Below are 20,397 nucleotides of genomic sequence, written 5' to 3' on the forward strand. Positions count from 1 at the left end.
TAAAGAATTGCCGCAAATAATTAAGAATAGCCTCTAGATGTCTATGGGTTATTATACCTATTAGCGCGACTTAATATAAATTAACTAACAATAGGCATTTTTTATGAATTTTATGCCGCGTTAAAACTACCCTCCGTTTGAAACCTTAGCTGTAAACATTGTGACTTTAAGATTATACGTATTAAAAAGGCCGCTTGCGCGGCCTTAGTGATTACGAGTTTTATCAATGATGATCGACAGTATGGTTGTGTTCGATATCTTCATTCTTGCGGCTAAAGCGGCGGCGAACCACCACAAAGAACACCGGAACGAAGAAGATCGCCAGTACCGTTGCGGTCACCATGCCGCCCATTACACCAGTACCAACTGCGTTCTGTGCGCCGGAACCAGCACCAGTACTGATAACCAGCGGCATAACACCGAGGATAAACGCCAGTGAAGTCATCAGGATCGGACGTAAACGCATTCGCACCGCATCCAGAGTAGCTTCAATCAGACCTTTACCTTCTTTATCCATCAAGTCTTTGGCGAATTCGACGATAAGTATCGCGTTCTTCGCTGACAACCCAATGGTTGTGAGCAGGCCCACCTGGAAGTAAACGTCGTTGGTTAAGCCACGGAAGGTGGCTGCCAGCAATGCACCGATAACCCCCAGCGGAACAACCAGCATAACGGAGAACGGAATTGACCAGCTCTCATACAGTGCCGCCAGACACAGGAACACGACAATCAACGAAATCGCGTACAGCGAAGGTGCCTGGTTACCGGAGAGGCGTTCCTGATAGGACATCCCCGTCCAGTCGTAGCCAACCCCCGTAGGCAGCTTACTCGCCAGTTGTTCCATCAGCGCCATCGCTTCACCGGTACTCTTACCCGGTGCCGCCTGACCTAAGATCTCCATGGATGGCAGACCGTTGTAACGTTCCAGACGCGGCGAACCGTATTCCCAATGTGAAGAGGAGAACGCCGAGAATGGCACCATCTGACCATCAGCAGCACGAACATACCAGTTACCGATATCTTCCGGCAGCATGCGGTATTTCGCTTCTGACATTACGTAAACTTTCTTCACACGACCGCGGTCGATAAAGTCGTTCACGTAGCTGCCGCCCCATGCAGCCCCCAGGGTGGTGTTAATGTCGTTAATAGAAACACCCAGTGCCTGAGCTTTTTCCTGGTCGATATCAATCTTAAACTGCGGCGTATCTTCCAGGCCGTTCGGACGCACGCTGGTCAGCAGATCAGGGTGCTTCGCTGCTTCGCCCAGCAACTGGTTACGTGCCTGGGTCAGTTTTTCGTGGCCGAGGCCCGCCTGGTCAATCAGCTCAAAGTCAAAGCCGGTTGCCGTACCCAGTTCCACAATCGCTGGCAGGTTAAAGGCGAACACCATCGCATCTTTAATTTGCGAGAAGGCACGCGTTGCACGCGTGGTAATCGCTTCAACTTTGTTCTCATCACCCGGACGGTCAGCCCAGTCCTTCAACGAAACGAACGCAATACCCGTGTTCTGACCACGTCCCGCAAAGCCGAATCCGTTAACGGCGAACACCGATTCAACGTTGTTCTTTTCTTTGGTCAGGTAGTAATTCGTCACCTCGTTGAGCACTTTTTGCGTGCGTTCTTGTGTTGCACCTGCAGGCAGTTGGACCATGGTCATAAACACGCCCTGGTCTTCATCTGGCAAGAAGGAGCTTGGCAGACGCACGAACAGATAGGCCATGCCGACAACAATGATCAGATACAGCACCAGGTAACGCCCCGTACTGCGCAGAATACCGCCTACGCTGTCGGTATAGTGGTGCGTGCTCTTTTCGAACATGCGGTTAAACCAGCCGAAGAAGCCTTTTTTACCTTCCCCATGATCGCCTTTAGCGATAGGTTTTAGCATGGTCGCACAAAGCGCCGGAGTCAGGATCAACGCCACCAGTACTGACAATGCCATTGCGGAAACAATGGTAATGGAGAACTGACGATAGATTGCACCAGTTGAGCCGCCAAAGAAGGCCATCGGTATAAATACAGCCGACAGCACCATCGCGATACCAACCAGTGCGCCCTGAATCTGCCCCATTGACTTACGAGTGGCTTCTTTCGGCGGCAGACCTTCTTCTGCCATCACACGTTCAACGTTTTCTACCACAACGATGGCGTCATCCACCAACAGGCCGATAGCGAGCACCATCCCGAACATTGTTAGCGTGTTTATCGAGAAACCAAAGGCAGCAAGGACGGCAAATGTTCCCAGCAATACCACCGGTACAGCAATGGTCGGAATCAACGTCGCGCGGAAGTTCTGCAAGAACAGATACATTACCAGGAACACGAGGATGATTGCTTCGACCAGGGTTTTCACTACTTCGTGAATGGAGATTTTCACGAACGGTGTAGTGTCGTATGGATAAACGATTTTCAGACCCGACGGGAAAAACGGCTCCATCTTCGCCAGTTCAGCCCGGATTGCTGAGGCGGTATCCAGCGCGTTTGCACCGGTCGCCAGCTTGATACCCAGACCAGAAGCCGGTTGTCCGTTAAATTCCGCGATGATGTCGTAGTTTTCACCACCCAGCTCAATTTTCGCCACATCACGCAGCAGTACGCGGGAACCATCCTGATTCACTTTCAGCAGAATTTTGCCGAACTCTTCAGTGGAGGTCAGACGCGTCTGAGCAATAATAGAGGCGTTAAGCTGCTGGCCTTTAACCGGCGGCGTACCACCGAGCTGACCGGCAGCTACCTGGGCGTTCTGTGCTTTGATTGCGGTAATAACATCAACCGGCGTTAACTGGTATTTGTTCAGTTCATTCGGGTTCATCCAGATACGCATCGCGTACTGGGAACCGAACAACTGAACGTCACCGACGCCCGATGTACGGCTGATGGCATCTTTCATATTTGCCGCTACGTAGTCAGAGATATCCTCCTGCGTCATGGTGCCGTCGGTGTTGATAACGCCGACAACCATCAGGAAGCTACTGGAAGATTTCTCAACACTCACCCCTTGCTGCTGTACTTCCTGCGGCAGTAACGGCATTGCCAGTTGCAGTTTGTTCTGCACCTGAACCTGCGCGATATCCGCATCAGTACCAGACTCAAAGGTCAGAGTGATCTGCACAGTACCCGTGGAGTCACTATTGGATGACATGTACATCAGGTTATCGATACCGTTCATATTCTGTTCGATAACCTGTGTAACAGTATCCTGCACTGTTTTTGCATCAGCGCCAGGATAGGAAGCGGAGATCGTTACTGCCGGCGGTGCAATCGTAGGATATTGCGCCACCGGCAGTTTGAGGATCGCCAGCCCCCCTGCCAACATGATGATGATGGCGATCACCCACGCAAAAATCGGGCGATCAATAAAGAAATTAGGCATGTCTTAACGGCTCCTGTTTAAGTTAAGACTTGGACTGTTCAGGCTGAGCACCGCTTGCGTCTTGCTGGTTGTTATCAGCGGTTATCTCTTGTGCTTTCACCTGGACACCAGGACGCACTTTCTGCAGCCCACTTACTACTACGCGTTCGCCTGCTTTCAGACCCTCAGTCACCAGCCACTTATCGCCAATGGCCTGGCTGGCGACGATCGGACGAGTTTCCACTTTGTCATCCGCGCCAACCACCAGTACGGTAGCTTCGCCGCGTGGTGTACGAGTTACCCCCTGTTGCGGAACTAAAATGGCGTTTGGATTAAGCCCTTCTTCCAGACGTGCACGCACGAACATACCCGGCAGCAGGGTGTGATCCGGGTTCGGGAAAATGGCGCGTAACGTGATAGATCCGGTGGTCTGATCGACGGTAACGTCAGAGAACTCCAGCGTACCATCCTGCGGGAACTTAATACCGTCACTGGTGATCAGCGACACTTTAGCTTTGCCGTTCTCTTGCTTCAGTGTGCCGTTAGCGAGTTCCTGTTTCAGACGCAGGAAGTCGTTACTGGACTGAGTCACATCAACGTAGATCGGATCAAGTTGTTGCACGGTTGCCAGCGCAGTCGCCTGACCGTTTTGCACCAATGCGCCTTCCGTCACGTTCGATTTACCAATACGGCCGGTAATCGGAGAGGTGACTTTGGTATAAGCCAGATTGATTCGTGCGGTTTCAACCGCCGCTTTCGCCGCAGTGACAGCAGCATTTGCCTGTTGTGCATCTGCCAGTGCCTGATCGTACTCCTGCTTACTGATGTACTGAGTACCCAGCAGCTTCTGGTAACGATTAACAGTCAACTGCGCGATATTGGCTGCTGCTTGCGCTTTAGCCAGATCGCCTTTTGCACTATCGTAAGCTGCCTGGTAGGTAGCAGGATCAATCTGATAGAGAGATACCCCCGCTTCGATGTCGCTACCTTCTTTGAAATTACGCTTCAGGATGATCCCGCTAACTTGAGGACGAACTTCTGCGATCCGGAAAGCACTGGTGCGGCCCGGAAGCTCGGTTGTGATCTGCAGAGGTTCAGTTTTGACTGTTACTACCCCAACGGCGGGCATCTGCTGGCCACCTTGTTGGGCCTGTTTGTCGTCACATCCTGTAAGCGCTAAGCTGCCTGAGAGCATCAGAACGATCGCCAGAGGCGTAAACCCTCTGTTTTTGTTCATATGTAAACCTCGAGTGTCCGATTTCAAATTGGTCAATGGTCAAAAGTCGATAAACCCATTGCTGCGTTTATATTATCGTCGTGCTATGGTACATACATTCATAAATGTATGTAAATCTAACGCCTGTAAATTCACTAACATATGGCACGAAAAACCAAACAAGAAGCGCAAGAAACACGCCAACACATCCTCGATGTGGCTCTACGTCTTTTCTCACAGCAGGGGGTATCATCCACCTCACTGGGAGAGATTGCAAAAGCAGCAGGCGTTACGCGTGGTGCAATCTACTGGCATTTTAAAGATAAGTCGGATTTATTCAGTGAGATCTGGGAGCTGTCAGAATCCAATATTGGTGAACTAGAGCTTGAGTATCAGGCAAAATTCCCTGGCGATCCACTCTCTGTGTTAAGAGAAATACTAATTCATGTTCTTGAATCGACGGTGACAGAAGAGCGGCGGCGCTTATTGATGGAGATTATATTCCATAAATGCGAATTTGTCGGAGAAATGGCAGTCGTTCAGCAGGCACAACGTAATCTCTGTCTTGAAAGTTATGACCGTATAGAACAAACGTTAAGACATTGTATTGAAGCGAAAATGCTGCCCGCGGATTTAATGACGCGTCGCGCAGCAATTATTATGCGCGGCTATATTTCCGGTTTAATGGAAAATTGGCTGTTTGCCCCGCAATCTTTTGATCTCAAAAAAGAAGCCCGCGATTACGTTGCTATATTGCTGGAAATGTATCTCCTTTGTCCCACGCTTCGTGCACCTGCCGCCAACGAAAAATCCTGAATCAGACTCCAGGATTTATCCTGGACATTTTCGCTGTTGCTATTCTGGTTCTCCACGCCGTGCTATTCTAGCCGCTTGACTATTTCAGGTCGTTCTTCAGGTTCAGAAACCTTCACTCATCATGACTATGTTCCAGTATTACAAACGATCACGACATTTTGTTTTTTCAGCATTTATTGCTTTTGTTTTGGTCTTGTTATGCCAGAACACGGCCTTTGCGCGGGCGTCATCGAATGGTGATCTACCGACGAAAGCGGATCTACAGGCACAACTTGACTCGCTTAATAAACAAAAAGATCTTTCTGCCCAGGATAAGCTGGTACAGCAAGATGTTACTGACACATTAGCCACTCTTGAGAAAATCGAGCGTGTAAAAGAAGAAACGGTGCAATTACGGCAAAAAGTTGCCGAAGCACCAGAGAAAATGCGCCAGGCGACTGCTGCGTTAACTGCGCTTGGCGATGTGGATAACGACGAAGAAACTCGTAAGACGTTGAGTACGCTGTCGTTACGTCAGTTGGAGTCTCGCGTTTCGCAGGCGCTGGACGAGTTGCAAAACGCACAAAACGATCTGGCTTCTTATAACAGCCAGTTGGTTTCATTACAGACGCAGCCCGAACGCGTGCAAAATGCGATGTATACCGCCTCGCAGCAGTTGCAACAAATTCGCAGCCGTCTGGATGGCACTGAGGTTGGTGAGGCGGCTTTACGTCCCAGCCAGAAAGTGTTGATGCAGGCGCAGCAGGTTTTGCTGAATGCCGAGATTGACCAGCAACGTAAAAGCCTGGAAGGGAACACCGTCTTACAGGATACCCTACAAAAGCAACGCGATTACGTGACGGCGAACAGCACGCGTCTGGAACATCAACTGCAACTGTTGCAGGAGGCGGTGAACAGCAAGCGCCTGACATTAACTGAAAAAACAGCGCAGGAAGCGGCAACGCCGGACGAAGCTGCGCGTATTCAGGCTAACCCGCTGGTGAAGCAGGAACTGGAAATTAACCAGCAATTAAGTCAGCGTCTGATTAGCGCCACAGAAAACGGCAATCAGTTGATGCAGCAAAACATCAAAGTTAAAAACTGGCTGGAGCGGGCGCTGCAATCGGAACGCAATATTAAAGAGCAGATTTCTGTCCTGAAGGGCAGCCTGCTGTTGTCCCGTATTCTTTACCAACAACAACAAACGCTGCCGTCGGCGGATGAACTGGAAAACATGACCAACCGCATCGCGGATTTGCGTCTCGAACAGTTCGAAGTCAACCAGCAACGTGATGCACTGTTCCAGAGCGATGCTTATGTGGCCAAACTGGAAGAGGGCCATGCTAACGAAGTCAACGATGAAGTCCGTGACGCACTGTTGCAAGTGGTAGATATGCGTCGTGAACTGCTGGATCAGCTAAACAAACAGTTGGGTAACCAACTGATGATGGCCATTAACCTGCAAATCAACCAGCAGCAGTTAATGAGCGTGTCGAAAAACCTGAAATCTATCCTGACCCAACAAATTTTCTGGGTGAACAGTAACCGTCCGATGGACTGGGACTGGATTAAGGCGTTCCCGCAAACGCTGCAGGATGAATTCAAGTCGATGAAAATTACGGTGAACTGGGAAAAAGCCTGGCCCGCCGTATTTATCGCTTTCCTTGCCGGTTTACCGCTGCTGTTAATTGCCGGGCTGATCCACTGGCGTCTGGGTTGGCTGAAAGCGTATCAGCAAAAACTGGCTTCCGCCGTAGGTTCCCTGCGTAACGATAGCCAGCTCAACACACCAAAAGCGATTCTTATCGACCTGATTCGCGCGCTGCCGGTGTGTCTGATTATTCTCGCCGTTGGCCTGATTCTGCTGACCATGCAGCTCAACATCAGTGAATTACTGTGGGCGTTCAGCAAAAAACTGGCGATTTTCTGGCTGGTGTTTGGCCTGTGCTGGAAAGTGCTGGAGAAAAACGGCGTTGCGGTTCGTCACTTTGGTATGCCAGAGCAACAGACCAGCCACTGGCGTCGGCAGATTGTTCGCATCAGCCTCGCGTTGTTGCCAATCCATTTCTGGTCTGTGGTAGCAGAACTCTCCCCGCTGCATTTGATGGATGATGTGCTGGGGCAGGCGATGATTTTCTTTAACCTGCTGCTGATCGCCTTCCTGGTATGGCCAATGTGCCGTGAAAGCTGGCGTGATAAAGAATCCCACACCATGCGTCTGGTCACCATTACCGTGCTGTCGATCATCCCGATTGCGCTGATGGTGCTGACTGCAACAGGCTATTTCTACACTACGCTGCGCCTCTCCGGGCGTTGGATTGAAACGGTGTATCTGGTAATCGTCTGGAACTTGCTGTACCAGACAGTGCTGCGTGGGTTAAGCGTGGCGGCACGGCGTATCGCCTGGCGTCGTGCGCTGGCGCGTCGGCAGAATCTGGTGAAAGAAGGGGCCGAAGGTGCCGAGCCGCCGGAAGAGCCAACCATCGCGCTGGAGCAAGTCAACCAGCAGACGTTGCGTATTACGATGTTGCTGATGTTTGCGCTGTTTGGTTTGATGTTCTGGGCGATTTGGTCCGATTTAATCACCGTATTCAGCTATCTCGACAGCATCACCCTGTGGCATTACAACGGCACTGAAGCCGGGGCTGCGGTGGTGAAAAATGTGACGATGGGCAGCCTGCTGTTTGCGATTATCGCCTCAATGGTGGCCTGGGCGCTGATCCGCAACCTGCCAGGTTTGCTGGAAGTGCTGGTGCTGTCGCGGCTGAATATGCGTCAGGGCGCGTCGTATGCCATTACAACCATCCTTAACTACATCATCATAGCCGTTGGCGCGATGACCGTGTTTGGGTCGCTTGGCGTATCGTGGGATAAACTCCAGTGGCTGGCGGCGGCATTATCTGTAGGTCTGGGTTTTGGTTTACAAGAGATCTTCGGTAACTTTGTCTCGGGTTTGATCATCCTGTTCGAACGTCCGGTGCGCATTGGCGACACAGTAACCATCGGCACTTTCTCCGGGACGGTCAGTAAGATCCGTATTCGTGCTACCACCATTACAGATTTCGATCGCAAAGAAGTGATTATCCCGAACAAAGCGTTTGTTACCGAGCGTCTGATCAACTGGTCGTTAACCGACACCACCACCCGTCTGGTGATCCGCCTCGGTGTGGCTTACGGTTCTGATCTGGAAAAAGTACGCAGAGTACTGCTTCAGGCGGCGGCGGAGCATCCAAGGGTGATGCACGAACCCATGCCGGAAGTCTTCTTCACTGCGTTTGGTGCCAGCACGCTGGATCATGAGCTGCGTTTGTATGTTCGTGAACTGCGTGACCGCAGCCGCACTGTCGATGAACTGAACCGCACCATTGATCAGTTGTGCCGCGAAAACGACATCAACATTGCCTTTAACCAGCTTGAAGTGCATCTGCACAACGAGAAGGGCGATGAAGTGACTGAAGTGAAGCGCGACTACAAAGGCGATGATCCGACGCCTGCGGTAGGGTAATAACAAAAGGGGCAGCATTGAGTTGCCCCGAGATTACTGACAAAGTGCGCGTTGTTCATGCCGGATGCGGAGTGACCGCCTTATCCGGCCTACAAAACCGCGAAAATTCATTATATTGCAGGAGCGGTGTAGGCCTGATAAGCGTAGCGCATCAGGCAGTTTTGCGTTTACCAGCAATCTGCGGGGACATTTAGTGGCTCCATTTATTTATCACTTTTCGCCTCATCATCGTGCGTTAATTTCTTTTCATAATCGCGTTTTACAATATCCAGTGCGCGCAGCACGGTGCGGGCTGGGATCTGATTTTCTTCCAACAGCACAATCAAATCGACGGCCAGTTTCACATCGTCAGGGGCATTTTCCAGTGACATATTTTCTCCATTGTTAGCGAGTTAAACGCGCTAACCTGTTTTCGATTTTTTCCAGCGCATGGCGGCACCGAACCAGGCGTGCTTCATAGGCTTCAACCTCACGATGCAGCGTCTGCTGCTCGACTAAATCGGTCGCCTGTGCCAGACGTGCTTTACGCTCGGCAACCATCTCACGTAGCCGCCGCTCAAACTCCTGATGCTGAATGCGTTTACGCTGCCAGCGGGCGATTTTCGGCGGCGCGCTGTCCCATTCGCGCAGCGACCAGGACGCCGCTTCACGGGCAATTGCTTCCAGTTGAGCTGCCAGATGTTCCGCCAGCCAGGCCACTTGTGGCAGTTGTTGCCGTTCGACCGCGTGATGAAGCGCGGTCAGGTTGTCCCCAGCCTCAGCCAGACACGCCTGTAACGTCGTCGCGCGAGTCTGAAAAAGATGCCGGTCGAAACGGGCGCTTAGCGTGCCAAACTGCGCCACCGGGGCACAACGCTGGCGCAGCATGGCGAGCTGACCTTCCAGTTTTTCCAGCAGCAGGGTAGTTTTCACGATAAGACCTCAATGAAAATGATAATTGTTATGCTAAAGTAGCCACTCTGTAAGCTGACAACACTTAATATGCAACGAATCATTTTAATCATCATTGGCTGGCTGGCGGTAGTGCTGGGTACGCTGGGCGTGGTATTACCGGTATTACCGACGACGCCGTTTATCCTGCTGGCTGCCTGGTGTTTTGCTCGTTCTTCCCCGCGCTTTCACGCCTGGTTGCTGTACCGCTCATGGTTTGGTAGCTATTTACGCTTCTGGCAGAAATATCATGCAATGCCACGCGGTGCAAAGCCCAGAGCGATTTTACTGATCCTCGTAACCTTTGCGATTTCGTTGTGGTTTGTACATATGATGTGGGTACGCATCCTGCTATTGATCATCCTCGGTTGTTTGTTGATTTTTATGTGGCGAATCCCGGTGATTGATGAAAAGCAATAAAAACGGCGAAGCACAACAATCGCTGTTGCAATTATCGCCCACAGCCAGTACATTCTGGCGTTTTCGAGCACAGGCGCAGGCGGTCAAAGGTTAAACAAAAGTTACTTTTGATACGTTTAAAACGCGCCGTGAGTACCACCGTAACAAGCAGGCATACACTTATGACCGCGACTGCACAGCAGCTTGAGTATCTCAAAAATAGCATCAAAAGCATTCAGGACTACCCAAAACCCGGCATTCTGTTCCGTGATGTCACCAGCTTACTGGAAGACCCGAAAGCTTACGCTCTCAGCATCGACCTGCTGGTTGAGCGTTACAAAAATGCGGGTATTACCAAAGTTGTGGGCACCGAAGCACGTGGCTTCTTGTTTGGTGCTCCGGTAGCATTGGGCCTGGGCGTAGGTTTTGTACCGGTACGTAAACCGGGCAAATTGCCGCGCGAAACCATCAGTGAAACTTACGAACTGGAATATGGCACCGATAAACTGGAAATCCATGTTGATGCCATTAAACCAGGCGACAAAGTGTTGGTCGTAGACGATTTGCTGGCAACTGGCGGCACCATTGAGGCGACCGTGAAGCTGATCCGTCGTCTGGGTGGCGAAGTCACCGACGCTGCGTTCATCATTAATCTGTTCGATCTCGGCGGTGAACAGCGTCTCGAAAATCAAGGCATCACCTGTTATAGCCTTGTCCCGTTCCCGGGCCACTAATTTTTGCCAGCCCGCGTCGTGGGCAGTACAAGATGTACATTCAGCCTCGCCGTTCTGACGGGGCTGTGTTAGCATTACCCCTTCGTGAATCCACCTTCCAGCGTTTCAGAGCCTGCCAATGAGTTATCAGGTCTTAGCCCGAAAATGGCGCCCACAAACCTTTGCTGACGTCGTCGGCCAGGAACATGTGCTGACCGCACTGGCGAACGGCTTGTCGTTAGGGCGTATTCATCATGCTTATCTTTTTTCCGGCACCCGTGGCGTCGGAAAAACCTCTATCGCCCGACTGCTGGCGAAGGGGCTAAACTGCGAAACCGGCATTACCGCAACGCCGTGCGGCGTATGCGATAACTGCCGTGAAATCGAGCAGGGGCGCTTTGTCGATCTGATTGAGATCGACGCCGCCTCGCGCACCAAAGTCGAAGATACCCGCGACCTGCTGGATAACGTCCAGTACGCGCCAGCGCGTGGTCGTTTTAAAGTTTATCTGATCGACGAAGTGCATATGCTGTCGCGCCACAGCTTTAACGCACTGCTAAAAACCCTTGAAGAGCCACCGGAGCACGTCAAGTTCCTGCTGGCAACGACCGATCCGCAGAAATTGCCGGTGACGATTTTGTCACGCTGTCTGCAATTTCATCTCAAGGCGCTGGATGTCGAGCAAATTCGCCATCAGCTTGAGCACATCCTCAACGAAGAACATATCGCTTACGAGCCGCGGGCGTTGCAATTGCTGGCGCGCGCCGCTGAAGGCAGCTTGCGAGATGCCTTAAGTCTGACCGACCAGGCGATTGCCAGCGGTGACGGTCAGGTTTCAACCCAGGCGGTCAGTGCGATGCTGGGTACGCTTGACGACGATCAGGCGCTGTCGTTGGTTGAAGCGATGGTTGGGGCCAACGGCGAGCGTGTAATGACGCTGATTAACGATGCCGCAGCCCGTGGTATCGAGTGGGAAGCGTTGCTGGTGGAAATGCTCGGCCTGCTGCACCGCATTGCGATGGTCCAGCTTTCGCCTGCCGCGCTGGGTAACGACATGGCGGCCATCGAACTGCGGATGCGTGAACTGGCGCGCACCATACCGCCGACGGATATTCAGCTTTACTATCAGACGCTGTTGATTGGTCGCAAAGAATTACCGTATGCGCCGGACCGCCGCATGGGCGTTGAGATGACGTTGCTGCGCGCGCTGGCATTCCATCCGCGTATGCCGCTACCCGAACCGGAAGCGCCGCGCCAGTCCTTTGCGCCCGTCGCGCCAACGGCGGTAATGACGCCATCGCAAGTGCCGCCGCAGCCGCAATCAGCGCCGCAGCAGGCACCGACCGTACCGCTCTCAGAAACCACCAGCCAGGTGCTGGCGGCGCGTCAGCAACTGCAGCGCGCACAGGGAGCGACCAAAGCAAAAAAGAGTGAACCGGCAGCCGCTACCCGCGCGCGGCCGGTGAATAACGCGGCGCTGGAAAGACTGGCTTCGGTCACCGATCGCGTTCAGGCGCGTCCGGTGCCATCGGCGCTGGAAAAAGCGCCAGTCAAAAAAGAAGCGTATCGCTGGAAGGCTACCACCCCGGTGATGCAGCAAAAAGAAGTGGTCGCCACACCGAAGGCGCTGAAAAAGGCGCTGGAGCATGAAAAAACGCCGGAACTGGCGGCAAAGCTGGCGGCAGAAGCCATTGAACGCGATCCGTGGGCCGCTCAGGTGAGCCAACTTTCGCTACCAAAACTGGTCGAACAGGTGGCATTAAATGCCTGGAAAGAGGAGAACGGCAACGCGGTATGTCTGCATTTGCGTTCCTCCCAGCGGCATCTGAATAACAACGGTGCACAGCAAAAACTGGCTGAAGCGTTGAGCACATTAAAGGGCTCAACGGTTGAACTGACTATCGTTGAAGATGATAATCCCGCGGTGCGCACGCCGCTGGAGTGGCGTCAGGCGATATACGAAGAAAAACTTGCGCAGGCGCGCGAGTCCATTATTGCGGATAATAATATTCAGACCCTGCGTCGATTCTTCGATGCGGAGCTGGATGAAGAAAGTATCCGCCCCATTTGATCGTAAGCACAGCTTATGATCGTCATCCTTAACGTGATTGAGAGAGAAACCTATGTTTGGTAAAGGCGGTCTGGGCAACCTGATGAAGCAGGCCCAGCAGATGCAAGAAAAAATGCAGCAGATGCAGGAAGAAATCGCGAAGCTGGAAGTGACCGGTGAATCCGGCGCAGGTCTGGTGAAAGTGACCATCAACGGCGCGCACAACTGCCGTCGTGTTGAGATCGATCCAAGCTTGCTGGAAGATGACAAAGAGATGTTGGAAGATCTGGTAGCTGCGGCATTCAACGACGCAGCACGTCGCATCGAAGAAACTCAGAAAGAAAAAATGGCCTCTGTTTCCTCCGGAATGCAGTTGCCACCTGGCTTTAAGATGCCGTTCTGATGCAAACCAGCCCGCTGTTAACACAGCTTATGGAAGCACTGCGCTGTCTGCCGGGCGTTGGCCCGAAGTCGGCGCAGCGTATGGCGTTCACGCTGCTTCAGCGCGATCGTAGCGGCGGGATGCGTCTGGCGCAGGCGCTCACCCGGGCGATGTCGGAAATCGGTCACTGCGCCGATTGTCGCACCTTTACCGAACAGGACGTGTGTAACATCTGTTCAAATCCGCGTCGTCAGGAAAATGGCCAAATCTGCGTGGTGGAGAGTCCGGCGGACATCTACGCCATTGAACAGACCGGGCAGTTTTCAGGCCGCTATTTTGTGTTGATGGGGCACTTGTCACCGCTGGATGGCATTGGCCCGGATGATATCGGTCTCGATCGCCTGGAACAGCGTCTGGCAGAGGAAAAAATCACTGAAGTGATCCTCGCAACTAACCCGACGGTCGAAGGTGAAGCTACTGCTAACTATATTGCCGAGCTTTGCGCGCAATATGACGTTGAAGCCAGTCGAATTGCGCATGGCGTACCGGTTGGCGGCGAACTGGAAATGGTTGATGGCACCACGCTGTCACACTCCCTTGCCGGACGCCATAAGATTCGTTTTTAAGCAAACGAGAGCAGGATCACCTGCTCTCGCTTGAAATTATTCCCCCTTGTCCCCATCTCTCCCTCATCCCGTTTTTAACCTTAAAAATGGCATTATTGAGGTAGACCTACATGAAAGGACAAGAAACTCGTGGTTTTCAGTCAGAAGTGAAGCAGCTTCTGCATCTGATGATCCATTCTCTCTATTCCAATAAAGAAATTTTCCTGCGTGAGCTTATCTCTAACGCCTCCGATGCGGCGGACAAGTTGCGTTTCCGTGCGCTCTCTAATCCGGATCTGTACGAAGGTGATGGCGAACTGCGCGTTCGTGTCTCTTTCGATAAAGACAAGCGCACGCTGACCATCTCTGATAACGGCGTGGGGATGACCCGTGATGAAGTGATCGATCATCTGGGTACTATCGCTAAATCCGGCACCAAATCATTCCTCGAATCGCTGGGTTCCGACCAGGCAAAAGATAGCCAGTTGATCGGCCAGTTTGGTGTTGGTTTCTACTCTGCGTTTATCGTTGCCGATAAAGTGACCGTGCGCACCCGTGCGGCAGGCGAAAAACCAGAAAACGGCGTGTTCTGGGAATCTGCGGGCGAAGGTGAATACACCGTTGCCGACATCACCAAAGAAGATCGCGGTACTGAAATCACCCTGCATCTGCGTGAAGGTGAAGATGAGTTCCTTGATGACTGGCGCGTACGCTCCATTATCAGCAAATACTCTGACCATATCGCGCTGCCGGTAGAGATCGAAAAACGCGAAGAGAAAGACGGCGAAACCGTTATTTCCTGGGAGAAAATCAACAAAGCGCAGGCGCTGTGGACGCGTAACAAGTCGGAAATCACTGACGAAGAGTACAAAGAGTTCTACAAACATATCGCCCACGACTTTAACGATCCGCTGACCTGGAGCCACAACCGCGTCGAAGGTAAGCAGGAGTACACCAGCCTGCTGTACATCCCGTCGCAGGCACCGTGGGATATGTGGAACCGCGATCACAAACATGGTCTGAAACTGTACGTACAACGCGTGTTCATCATGGACGACGCAGAACAGTTTATGCCGAACTATCTGCGCTTCGTGCGTGGTCTGATTGACTCCAGCGATCTGCCGCTGAACGTTTCCCGTGAAATCCTTCAGGACAGCACGGTAACGCGTAACCTGCGCAATGCGCTGACCAAACGCGTTCTGCAAATGCTGGAAAAACTGGCGAAAGACGATGCGGAAAAATACCAGACCTTCTGGCAGCAGTTTGGCCTGGTGCTGAAAGAAGGTCCGGCAGAAGATTTCGCCAACCAGGAAGCGATTGCCAAACTGCTGCGTTTTGCTTCTACCCATACCGACTCTTCTGCGCAGACCGTGTCTCTGGAAGACTATGTTTCCCGCATGAAAGAAGGGCAGGAGAAAATCTACTACATCACCGCAGACAGCTATGCGGCAGCGAAAAGCAGCCCGCATCTGGAATTGCTGCGTAAGAAAGGCATCGAAGTCCTGCTGCTTTCCGACCGCATCGATGAGTGGATGATGAACTATCTGACTGAGTTCGACGGTAAACCGTTCCAGTCTGTGTCTAAAGTTGATGAGTCGCTGGAAAAATTGGCTGACGAAGTCGATGAAAGCACGAAAGAAGCAGAAAAAGCGCTGACGCCGTTTATCGATCGTGTGAAAGCACTGCTGGGCGATCGTGTGAAAGATGTGCGTCTGACTCACCGTCTGACCGATACGCCAGCGATCGTTTCGACCGACGCCGACGAAATGAGCACCCAGATGGCGAAACTGTTCGCCGCGGCGGGTCAGAAAGTGCCGGAGGTGAAATATATCTTCGAACTGAACCCGGATCACGTGCTGGTGAAACGTGCGGCAGATACTGAAGATGACGCGAAGTTCAGCGAATGGGTAGAACTGCTGCTGGATCAGGCGCTGCTGGCAGAACGTGGTACGCTGGAAGATCCGAACCTGTTTATTCGTCGTATGAACCAGCTTCTGGTTTCCTGATGTAATACCGGATGTAACGCGATTGCGTTTCTCCGGCCTGAACGTTGAATACGATGCCGGATGACCTTAACGTCATCCGGCATTTTTTATCACCTTTCCTTAAATTATCCCCCCCTTAACCGTTTCAGCCCAAGGTGCCTTTCTTGAGGCAATCGCCTGTTGGTGGTATCGTTTATCGCTTTTTCAAAAAATTCGACACATTTTAAGGGGATTTTCGCAATGCGTATCATTCTGCTTGGCGCTCCGGGCGCGGGGAAAGGGACTCAGGCTCAGTTCATCATGGAGAAATATGGTATTCCGCAAATCTCCACTGGCGATATGCTGCGTGCCGCGGTCAAATCTGGCTCCGAGCTGGGTAAACAAGCAAAAGACATTATGGACGCTGGCAAACTGGTCACCGACGAACTGGTGATCGCGCTGGTTAAAGAGCGCATTGCTCAGGAAGACTGCCGTAACGGTTTCCTGTTGGACGGCTTCCCGCGTACCATTCCGCAGGCAGATGCGATGAAAGAAGCGGGTATCAATGTTGATTACGTTCTGGAATTTGACGTACCGGACGAACTGATCGTTGATCGTATCGTAGGTCGCCGCGTTCACGCGCCGTCTGGCCGTGTTTATCACGTTAAATTCAATCCGCCGAAAGTAGAAGGCAAAGACGACGTTACCGGTGAAGAGCTGACCACCCGTAAAGACGATCAGGAAGAAACCGTGCGTAAACGTCTGGTTGAATACCATCAGATGACTGCACCGCTGATCGGCTACTACTCCAAAGAAGCAGAAGCGGGCAACACCAAATACGCGAAAGTTGACGGCACCAAACCGGTTGCTGAAGTTCGCGCGGCTCTGGAAAAAATCCTCGGCTAATCTAAGTCACCATTGATTTGCACTCTGCCTGATAAGGCGTTCACGCCGCATCAGGCATGGTACATGTCAGCAGATCTACTTTCGGGCAGGTCTGCTTATCCTCCTCAGGCAATACCTCTCACAGCAATTAGTTCTTATTCCTCACTTTTCCGCTACAATTATCAACAAGTTGAATCGATAAGAGGCGGTAATGCGTCAGACAAAAACCGGTATCCTGCTGGCAAACCTGGGGACACCCGATGCCCCCACTCCTGAAGCGGTAAAACGTTACCTGAAACAATTTTTAAGCGACAAACGCGTAGTTGATACCTCACGGCTGTTGTGGTGGCCATTGTTGCGCGGCGTGATATTACCGCTGCGTTCGCCGCGCGTGGCGAAACTGTACGCTTCTGTCTGGATGGAAGGTGGTTCGCCGCTAATGGTTTACAGCCGTCAGCAACAGCAGGCGCTGGCACAACGCTTACCGGAAATACCGGTGGCACTGGGAATGAGCTATGGTTCGCCATCACTGGAAAGCGCGGTGGATGAACTGCTGGCGGAGCATGTCGATCATATCGTGGTGCTGCCGCTCTACCCGCAATACTCCTGTTCTACGGTCGGCGCGGTATGGGATGAACTGGCGCGCATTCTGGCGCGTAAACGCAGTATTCCGGGCATTTCGTTTATTCGCGATTATGCCGACGACCCCTCTTATATTAATGCTTTAGCGAATAGCGTTCGTGCATCATTCGCGCAACATGGCGAGCCGGATCTGCTATTGCTCTCCTATCACGGCATTCCGCAGCGTTATGCGGATGAAGGCGATGACTACCCGCAACGTTGCCGGACAACGACCCGTGAACTGGCTTCAGCACTGGGAATGGCACCGGAAAAAGTGATGATGACCTTTCAGTCACGCTTTGGTCGCGAACCCTGGCTAATGCCTTATACCGATGAAACGCTGAAAATGCTCGGAGAAAAAGGTGTAGGTCATATTCAGGTGATGTGTCCGGGCTTTGCTGCGGATTGTCTGGAGACGCTGGAAGAGATTGCTGAGCAAAACCGTGAAGTCTTCCTCGGTGCGGGCGGTAAAAAATATGAATATATTCCGGCGCTTAATGCTACACCGGAACATATCGAAATGATGGCTAATCTGGTTGCAACCTATTGCTAAAGAATCGAGCGCCGTCGCGTAGAGCATCGTCGGCGGTTTTCATCATCCGTGAATAATGCAAAAAGGCGTGTAGCGTACCGGAGTAGAGTTTGAACTCACAAGGTTGCTGGTGTGCCGCTAACGTCTGGTAAAGCAGGCGACTGTCATCCAGCAGCGGATCAAACTCTGCGCCCGCGATAAAGCAGGGCGGCATATCGCGAGTGAGATCATTATTAAACAGGCAGTAATATGGCGACTCGCGGTCTGCTTTGTTACCTAAATAGGCCTCTTCATACATCAGCAAATCCTGTTGCGTTAAACCATCCCAGTCACCGCCCAACAGGCGGCGAGTTACGGAATCTCGTAATCCGTAAAGCCCATACCACAGCAAAACCCCAACAACGTTACCGCAATCAATCTGCTTATCTCGTAGCCATAAAGCACTGGCGAGCGCCAGCATCGCGCCCGCGGAATCACCGGCAAAGCCTATGCGTGACATATTGATTTGATAATCGCTTGCCTGTCGGTGGAAGTGACAACAGGACGCCACGATTTCCTCTATTGCTTGCGGAAAACGCGCTTCTGGTGAAAGGGTGTAATTGATACCAACCACCGTACACTGAGTGTAGTTCGCCAGCAGCCGCATAATGCGATCGTGGGTATCGAGATTGCCGAGAATAAAACCGCCGCCATGCAGATAAAACAGCGTCGCGGTGCTGTCTGCGTCCGGCGAGTAGAGCCGTGTTTCCACCTGGCCATAAGGCGTAGGGACTGCGTAAGCTCTGGTTGCCATTTCTGGAGCGTCAGCATTCCAGAATCGACGCTCAAGTGTGTAATGCTGCCGTTGCTCAGTAATCGTTCCCGCTGCGGGCCAGGGCGGTAAATCGGGCTGAAGAGTATTAACAACGGCCTTCATTTCAGGAGAAATAAGTTCCAGCACGGATAATTTGTTTTCCGTCTTCATTAAAAAACTCCTTTCAAATAACGCCATTGTAAGGAACCACTGCCATGAAAATGCGATCTCACCTGCTGATATTGAAACTGCCTGCGTCTCGCGCGTTCAGGCATGATTGTGTTAACATTCGCCGCTCAGTTAACCACCCGTAAAAACAACCATGAAATTTCCCGGTAAACGTAAATCCAAACATTACTTCCCTGTAAACGCACGCGATCCGCTGTTGCAGCAAATCCAACCAGAAAACGAAACCAGCGCCGCCTGGGTGGTGGGTATCGACCAGACGCTGGTGGATATTGAAGCGAAAGTGGATGATGAGTTCATTGAGCGTTATGGATTAAGCGCCGGGCATTCACTAGTGATTGAAGATGATGTTGCCGAAGTACTTTATCAGGAACTGAAACAGAACAACCTGATAACCCATCAGTTCGCGGGTGGCACCATTGGTAACACCATGCACAATTACTCCGTGCTGGCGGATGACCGTTCGGTGCTGCTAGGCGTAATGTGCAGCAATATTGAAATTGGCAGCTACGCCTACCGTTACTTGTGTAACACCTCCAGTCGAACCGATCTTAACTATCTGCAAGGGGTGGACGGCCCGATTGGTCGTTGCTTTACGCTGATTGGTGAGTCTGGCGAACGTACCTTTGCTATCAGCCCGGGTCATATGAACCAGCTACGTGCGGAAAGTATTCCGGAAGATGTCATTGCCGGAGCGTCGGCGCTGGTATTAACGTCCTATCTGGTGCGCTGCAAGCCGGGTGAACCGATGCCGGAAGCGACCATGAAAGCCATTGAATATGCCAAAAAATACAACGTGCCGGTGGTGCTGACGCTGGGAACCAAATTTGTTATTGCGGAGAACCCACAGTGGTGGCAGGCGTTCCTCAAAGAACACGTTTCTATTCTGGCGATGAACGAAGAGGAAGCGGAAGCGTTGACCGGAGAGAGCGATCCGCTGCTGGCATCTGATAAGGCACTGGACTGGGTAGATCTGGTGCTGTGCACCGCGGGGCCAATTGGTTTATATATGGCGGGCTTTACTGAAGACGAAGCGAAACGCAAAACCCAGCATCCGCTATTGCCGGGGGCCATACCCGAATTTAACCAGTATGAGTTTAGCCGCGCCATGCGGCACAAAGATTGCCAGAATCCGTTGCGTGTCTATTCGCACATTGCACCATATATGGGCGGGCCGGAAAAAATCATGAACACCAACGGAGCCGGAGATGGGGCGCTGGCAGCGTTGTTGCATGACATTACCGCCAATAGTTATCACCGCACCAACGTGCCAAATTCCAGTAAGCATAAATTCACCTGGTTAACCTATTCGTCGTTAGCGCAGGTGTGTAAATACGCTAACCGCGTCAGTTATCAGGTTTTGAACCAGCATTCACCACGCTTAACACGCGGGCTGCCGGAGCGTGAGGACAGTCTGGAAGAGTCTTACTGGGATCGTTAAACCAGCGAACTGATGACTGTCGGATGCG

General features: G+C 52.0%; 16 protein-coding genes and 1 other annotated feature. Of the genes, 11 read left to right on the forward strand and 5 right to left on the reverse strand.

Features of this window, described 5'->3' with window-relative positions; genetic code table 11:
- Nucleotides 1-223: 223 nt before the first annotated feature.
- Together acrB and acrA are read right to left on the reverse strand one after the other, a co-directional pair.
- Nucleotides 224-3,373, reverse strand: coding sequence for an efflux RND transporter permease AcrB (gene acrB, locus BEA93_RS12560; RefSeq protein WP_001132495.1), 3,150 nt, complete (start codon nucleotides 3,371-3,373; stop codon nucleotides 224-226).
- Nucleotides 3,374-3,395: 22 nt separating this feature from the next.
- On the reverse strand, nucleotides 3,396-4,589 hold the full coding sequence (gene acrA, locus BEA93_RS12565; RefSeq protein ID WP_001515899.1) for a multidrug efflux RND transporter periplasmic adaptor subunit AcrA: 1,194 nt from the start codon (nucleotides 4,587-4,589) through the stop codon (nucleotides 3,396-3,398).
- Between the two features lie 141 nt (nucleotides 4,590-4,730).
- On the opposite strand from acrA, the gene acrR reads away from it, so the two are divergent.
- Nucleotides 4,731-5,384 (forward strand): multidrug efflux transporter transcriptional repressor AcrR, encoded by a 654-nt coding sequence (acrR, locus tag BEA93_RS12570; RefSeq protein WP_000101742.1) that lies wholly within the window; start codon nucleotides 4,731-4,733, stop codon nucleotides 5,382-5,384.
- A 121-nt stretch (nucleotides 5,385-5,505) separates the two neighbouring features.
- The gene (gene mscK / locus BEA93_RS12580) at nucleotides 5,506-8,868 is read left to right on the forward strand and encodes a mechanosensitive channel MscK (protein ID WP_000177768.1); all 3,363 of its coding nucleotides are present in this window, start codon (nucleotides 5,506-5,508) and stop codon (nucleotides 8,866-8,868) included.
- Nucleotides 8,869-9,071: 203 nt separating this feature from the next.
- Here mscK and rsmS read toward each other — a convergent pair whose 3' ends face one another.
- Together rsmS and priC are read right to left on the reverse strand one after the other, a co-directional pair.
- Complete coding sequence (gene rsmS / locus BEA93_RS12585; RefSeq protein WP_000051145.1) at nucleotides 9,072-9,239, reverse strand: pleiotropic regulatory protein RsmS; 168 nt, start codon at nucleotides 9,237-9,239, stop codon at nucleotides 9,072-9,074.
- 13 nt (nucleotides 9,240-9,252) lie between these two features.
- Nucleotides 9,253-9,780: a primosomal replication protein N'' gene (priC, locus tag BEA93_RS12590; RefSeq protein ID WP_000858960.1), complete on the reverse strand. Its 528-nt coding sequence runs from the start codon at nucleotides 9,778-9,780 to the stop codon at nucleotides 9,253-9,255.
- A gap of 69 nt (nucleotides 9,781-9,849) precedes the next feature.
- Here priC and BEA93_RS12595 point away from each other — a divergent pair, with 69 nt between their 5' ends.
- The 8 genes from BEA93_RS12595 (at nucleotide 9,850) to hemH (ending at nucleotide 17,970) form a co-directional block, all read left to right on the forward strand.
- Nucleotides 9,850-10,218, forward strand: a complete 369-nt coding sequence (locus BEA93_RS12595) for a DUF454 family protein (protein ID WP_001188908.1) — start codon at nucleotides 9,850-9,852, stop codon at nucleotides 10,216-10,218.
- Nucleotides 10,219-10,379: 161 nt separating this feature from the next.
- Nucleotides 10,380-10,931, forward strand: coding sequence for an adenine phosphoribosyltransferase (gene apt, locus BEA93_RS12605; protein ID WP_001515901.1), 552 nt, complete (start codon nucleotides 10,380-10,382; stop codon nucleotides 10,929-10,931).
- Between the two features lie 118 nt (nucleotides 10,932-11,049).
- Nucleotides 11,050-12,981, forward strand: a complete 1,932-nt coding sequence (gene dnaX, locus BEA93_RS12610) for a DNA polymerase III subunit gamma/tau (protein WP_105224632.1) — start codon at nucleotides 11,050-11,052, stop codon at nucleotides 12,979-12,981.
- Nucleotides 12,314-12,378 (forward strand) — a sequence feature (DnaX frameshifting element). (Overlaps the previous gene by 65 nt.)
- 52 nt (nucleotides 12,982-13,033) lie before the next feature.
- Nucleotides 13,034-13,363, forward strand: coding sequence for a YbaB/EbfC family nucleoid-associated protein (locus tag BEA93_RS12615; RefSeq protein WP_001515903.1), 330 nt, complete (start codon nucleotides 13,034-13,036; stop codon nucleotides 13,361-13,363).
- Nucleotides 13,363-13,968 carry a recombination mediator RecR gene (recR, locus tag BEA93_RS12620; RefSeq protein ID WP_001195021.1) on the forward strand — a complete coding sequence of 202 codons (606 nt, stop codon included), beginning with the start codon at nucleotides 13,363-13,365 and terminating at the stop codon, nucleotides 13,966-13,968. Before BEA93_RS12615 ends, recR begins: the two co-directional genes overlap by 1 nt.
- A gap of 110 nt (nucleotides 13,969-14,078) precedes the next feature.
- Entirely contained in the window at nucleotides 14,079-15,953 is a 1,875-nt protein-coding gene (gene htpG, locus BEA93_RS12625; protein ID WP_000678206.1) for a molecular chaperone HtpG, read from the forward strand.
- Nucleotides 15,954-16,172: 219 nt separating this feature from the next.
- Nucleotides 16,173-16,817 carry an adenylate kinase gene (gene adk / locus BEA93_RS12635; protein WP_001313630.1) on the forward strand — a complete coding sequence of 215 codons (645 nt, stop codon included), beginning with the start codon at nucleotides 16,173-16,175 and terminating at the stop codon, nucleotides 16,815-16,817.
- 190 nt (nucleotides 16,818-17,007) lie between these two features.
- Nucleotides 17,008-17,970, forward strand: a complete 963-nt coding sequence (hemH, locus tag BEA93_RS12640; RefSeq protein WP_016248423.1) for a ferrochelatase — start codon at nucleotides 17,008-17,010, stop codon at nucleotides 17,968-17,970.
- Here the strand turns inward: hemH and aes are convergent.
- Nucleotides 17,945-18,913, reverse strand: a complete 969-nt coding sequence (gene aes, locus BEA93_RS12645; RefSeq protein ID WP_105224633.1) for an acetyl esterase — start codon at nucleotides 18,911-18,913, stop codon at nucleotides 17,945-17,947. The two genes, hemH and aes, sit on opposite strands and share 26 nt — an antisense overlap.
- Before the next feature lie 151 nt (nucleotides 18,914-19,064).
- On the opposite strand from aes, the gene gsk reads away from it, so the two are divergent.
- Nucleotides 19,065-20,369: an inosine/guanosine kinase gene (gene gsk, locus BEA93_RS12650; RefSeq protein WP_000671588.1), complete on the forward strand. Its 1,305-nt coding sequence runs from the start codon at nucleotides 19,065-19,067 to the stop codon at nucleotides 20,367-20,369.
- The last annotated feature ends 28 nt before the right edge of the window (nucleotides 20,370-20,397 follow it).

Source organism: Escherichia sp. MOD1-EC5950, assembly GCF_002965345.1.
Lineage (GTDB): Bacteria > Pseudomonadota > Gammaproteobacteria > Enterobacterales > Enterobacteriaceae > Escherichia > Escherichia marmotae.

What these genes read in the sequence shown, in the direction of transcription:
- adk (WP_001313630.1), top strand. Translation starts at nt 16,173, where the DNA reads ATGCGTATCATTCTGCTTGGCGCTCCGGGCGCGGGGAAAGGGACTCAG.
- BEA93_RS12615 (WP_001515903.1), top strand. Translation starts at nt 13,034, where the DNA reads ATGTTTGGTAAAGGCGGTCTGGGCAACCTGATGAAGCAGGCCCAGCAG.
- aes (WP_105224633.1), bottom strand. Translation starts at nt 18,913, where the DNA reads ATGAAGACGGAAAACAAATTATCCGTGCTGGAACTTATTTCTCCTGAA.
- dnaX (WP_105224632.1), top strand. Translation starts at nt 11,050, where the DNA reads ATGAGTTATCAGGTCTTAGCCCGAAAATGGCGCCCACAAACCTTTGCT.
- apt (WP_001515901.1), top strand. Translation starts at nt 10,380, where the DNA reads ATGACCGCGACTGCACAGCAGCTTGAGTATCTCAAAAATAGCATCAAA.
- rsmS (WP_000051145.1), bottom strand. Translation starts at nt 9,239, where the DNA reads ATGTCACTGGAAAATGCCCCTGACGATGTGAAACTGGCCGTCGATTTG.
- acrA (WP_001515899.1), bottom strand. Translation starts at nt 4,589, where the DNA reads ATGAACAAAAACAGAGGGTTTACGCCTCTGGCGATCGTTCTGATGCTC.
- hemH (WP_016248423.1), top strand. Translation starts at nt 17,008, where the DNA reads ATGCGTCAGACAAAAACCGGTATCCTGCTGGCAAACCTGGGGACACCC.
- BEA93_RS12595 (WP_001188908.1), top strand. Translation starts at nt 9,850, where the DNA reads ATGCAACGAATCATTTTAATCATCATTGGCTGGCTGGCGGTAGTGCTG.
- mscK (WP_000177768.1), top strand. Translation starts at nt 5,506, where the DNA reads ATGACTATGTTCCAGTATTACAAACGATCACGACATTTTGTTTTTTCA.
- acrB (WP_001132495.1), bottom strand. Translation starts at nt 3,373, where the DNA reads ATGCCTAATTTCTTTATTGATCGCCCGATTTTTGCGTGGGTGATCGCC.
- gsk (WP_000671588.1), top strand. Translation starts at nt 19,065, where the DNA reads ATGAAATTTCCCGGTAAACGTAAATCCAAACATTACTTCCCTGTAAAC.
- acrR (WP_000101742.1), top strand. Translation starts at nt 4,731, where the DNA reads ATGGCACGAAAAACCAAACAAGAAGCGCAAGAAACACGCCAACACATC.
- recR (WP_001195021.1), top strand. Translation starts at nt 13,363, where the DNA reads ATGCAAACCAGCCCGCTGTTAACACAGCTTATGGAAGCACTGCGCTGT.
- htpG (WP_000678206.1), top strand. Translation starts at nt 14,079, where the DNA reads ATGAAAGGACAAGAAACTCGTGGTTTTCAGTCAGAAGTGAAGCAGCTT.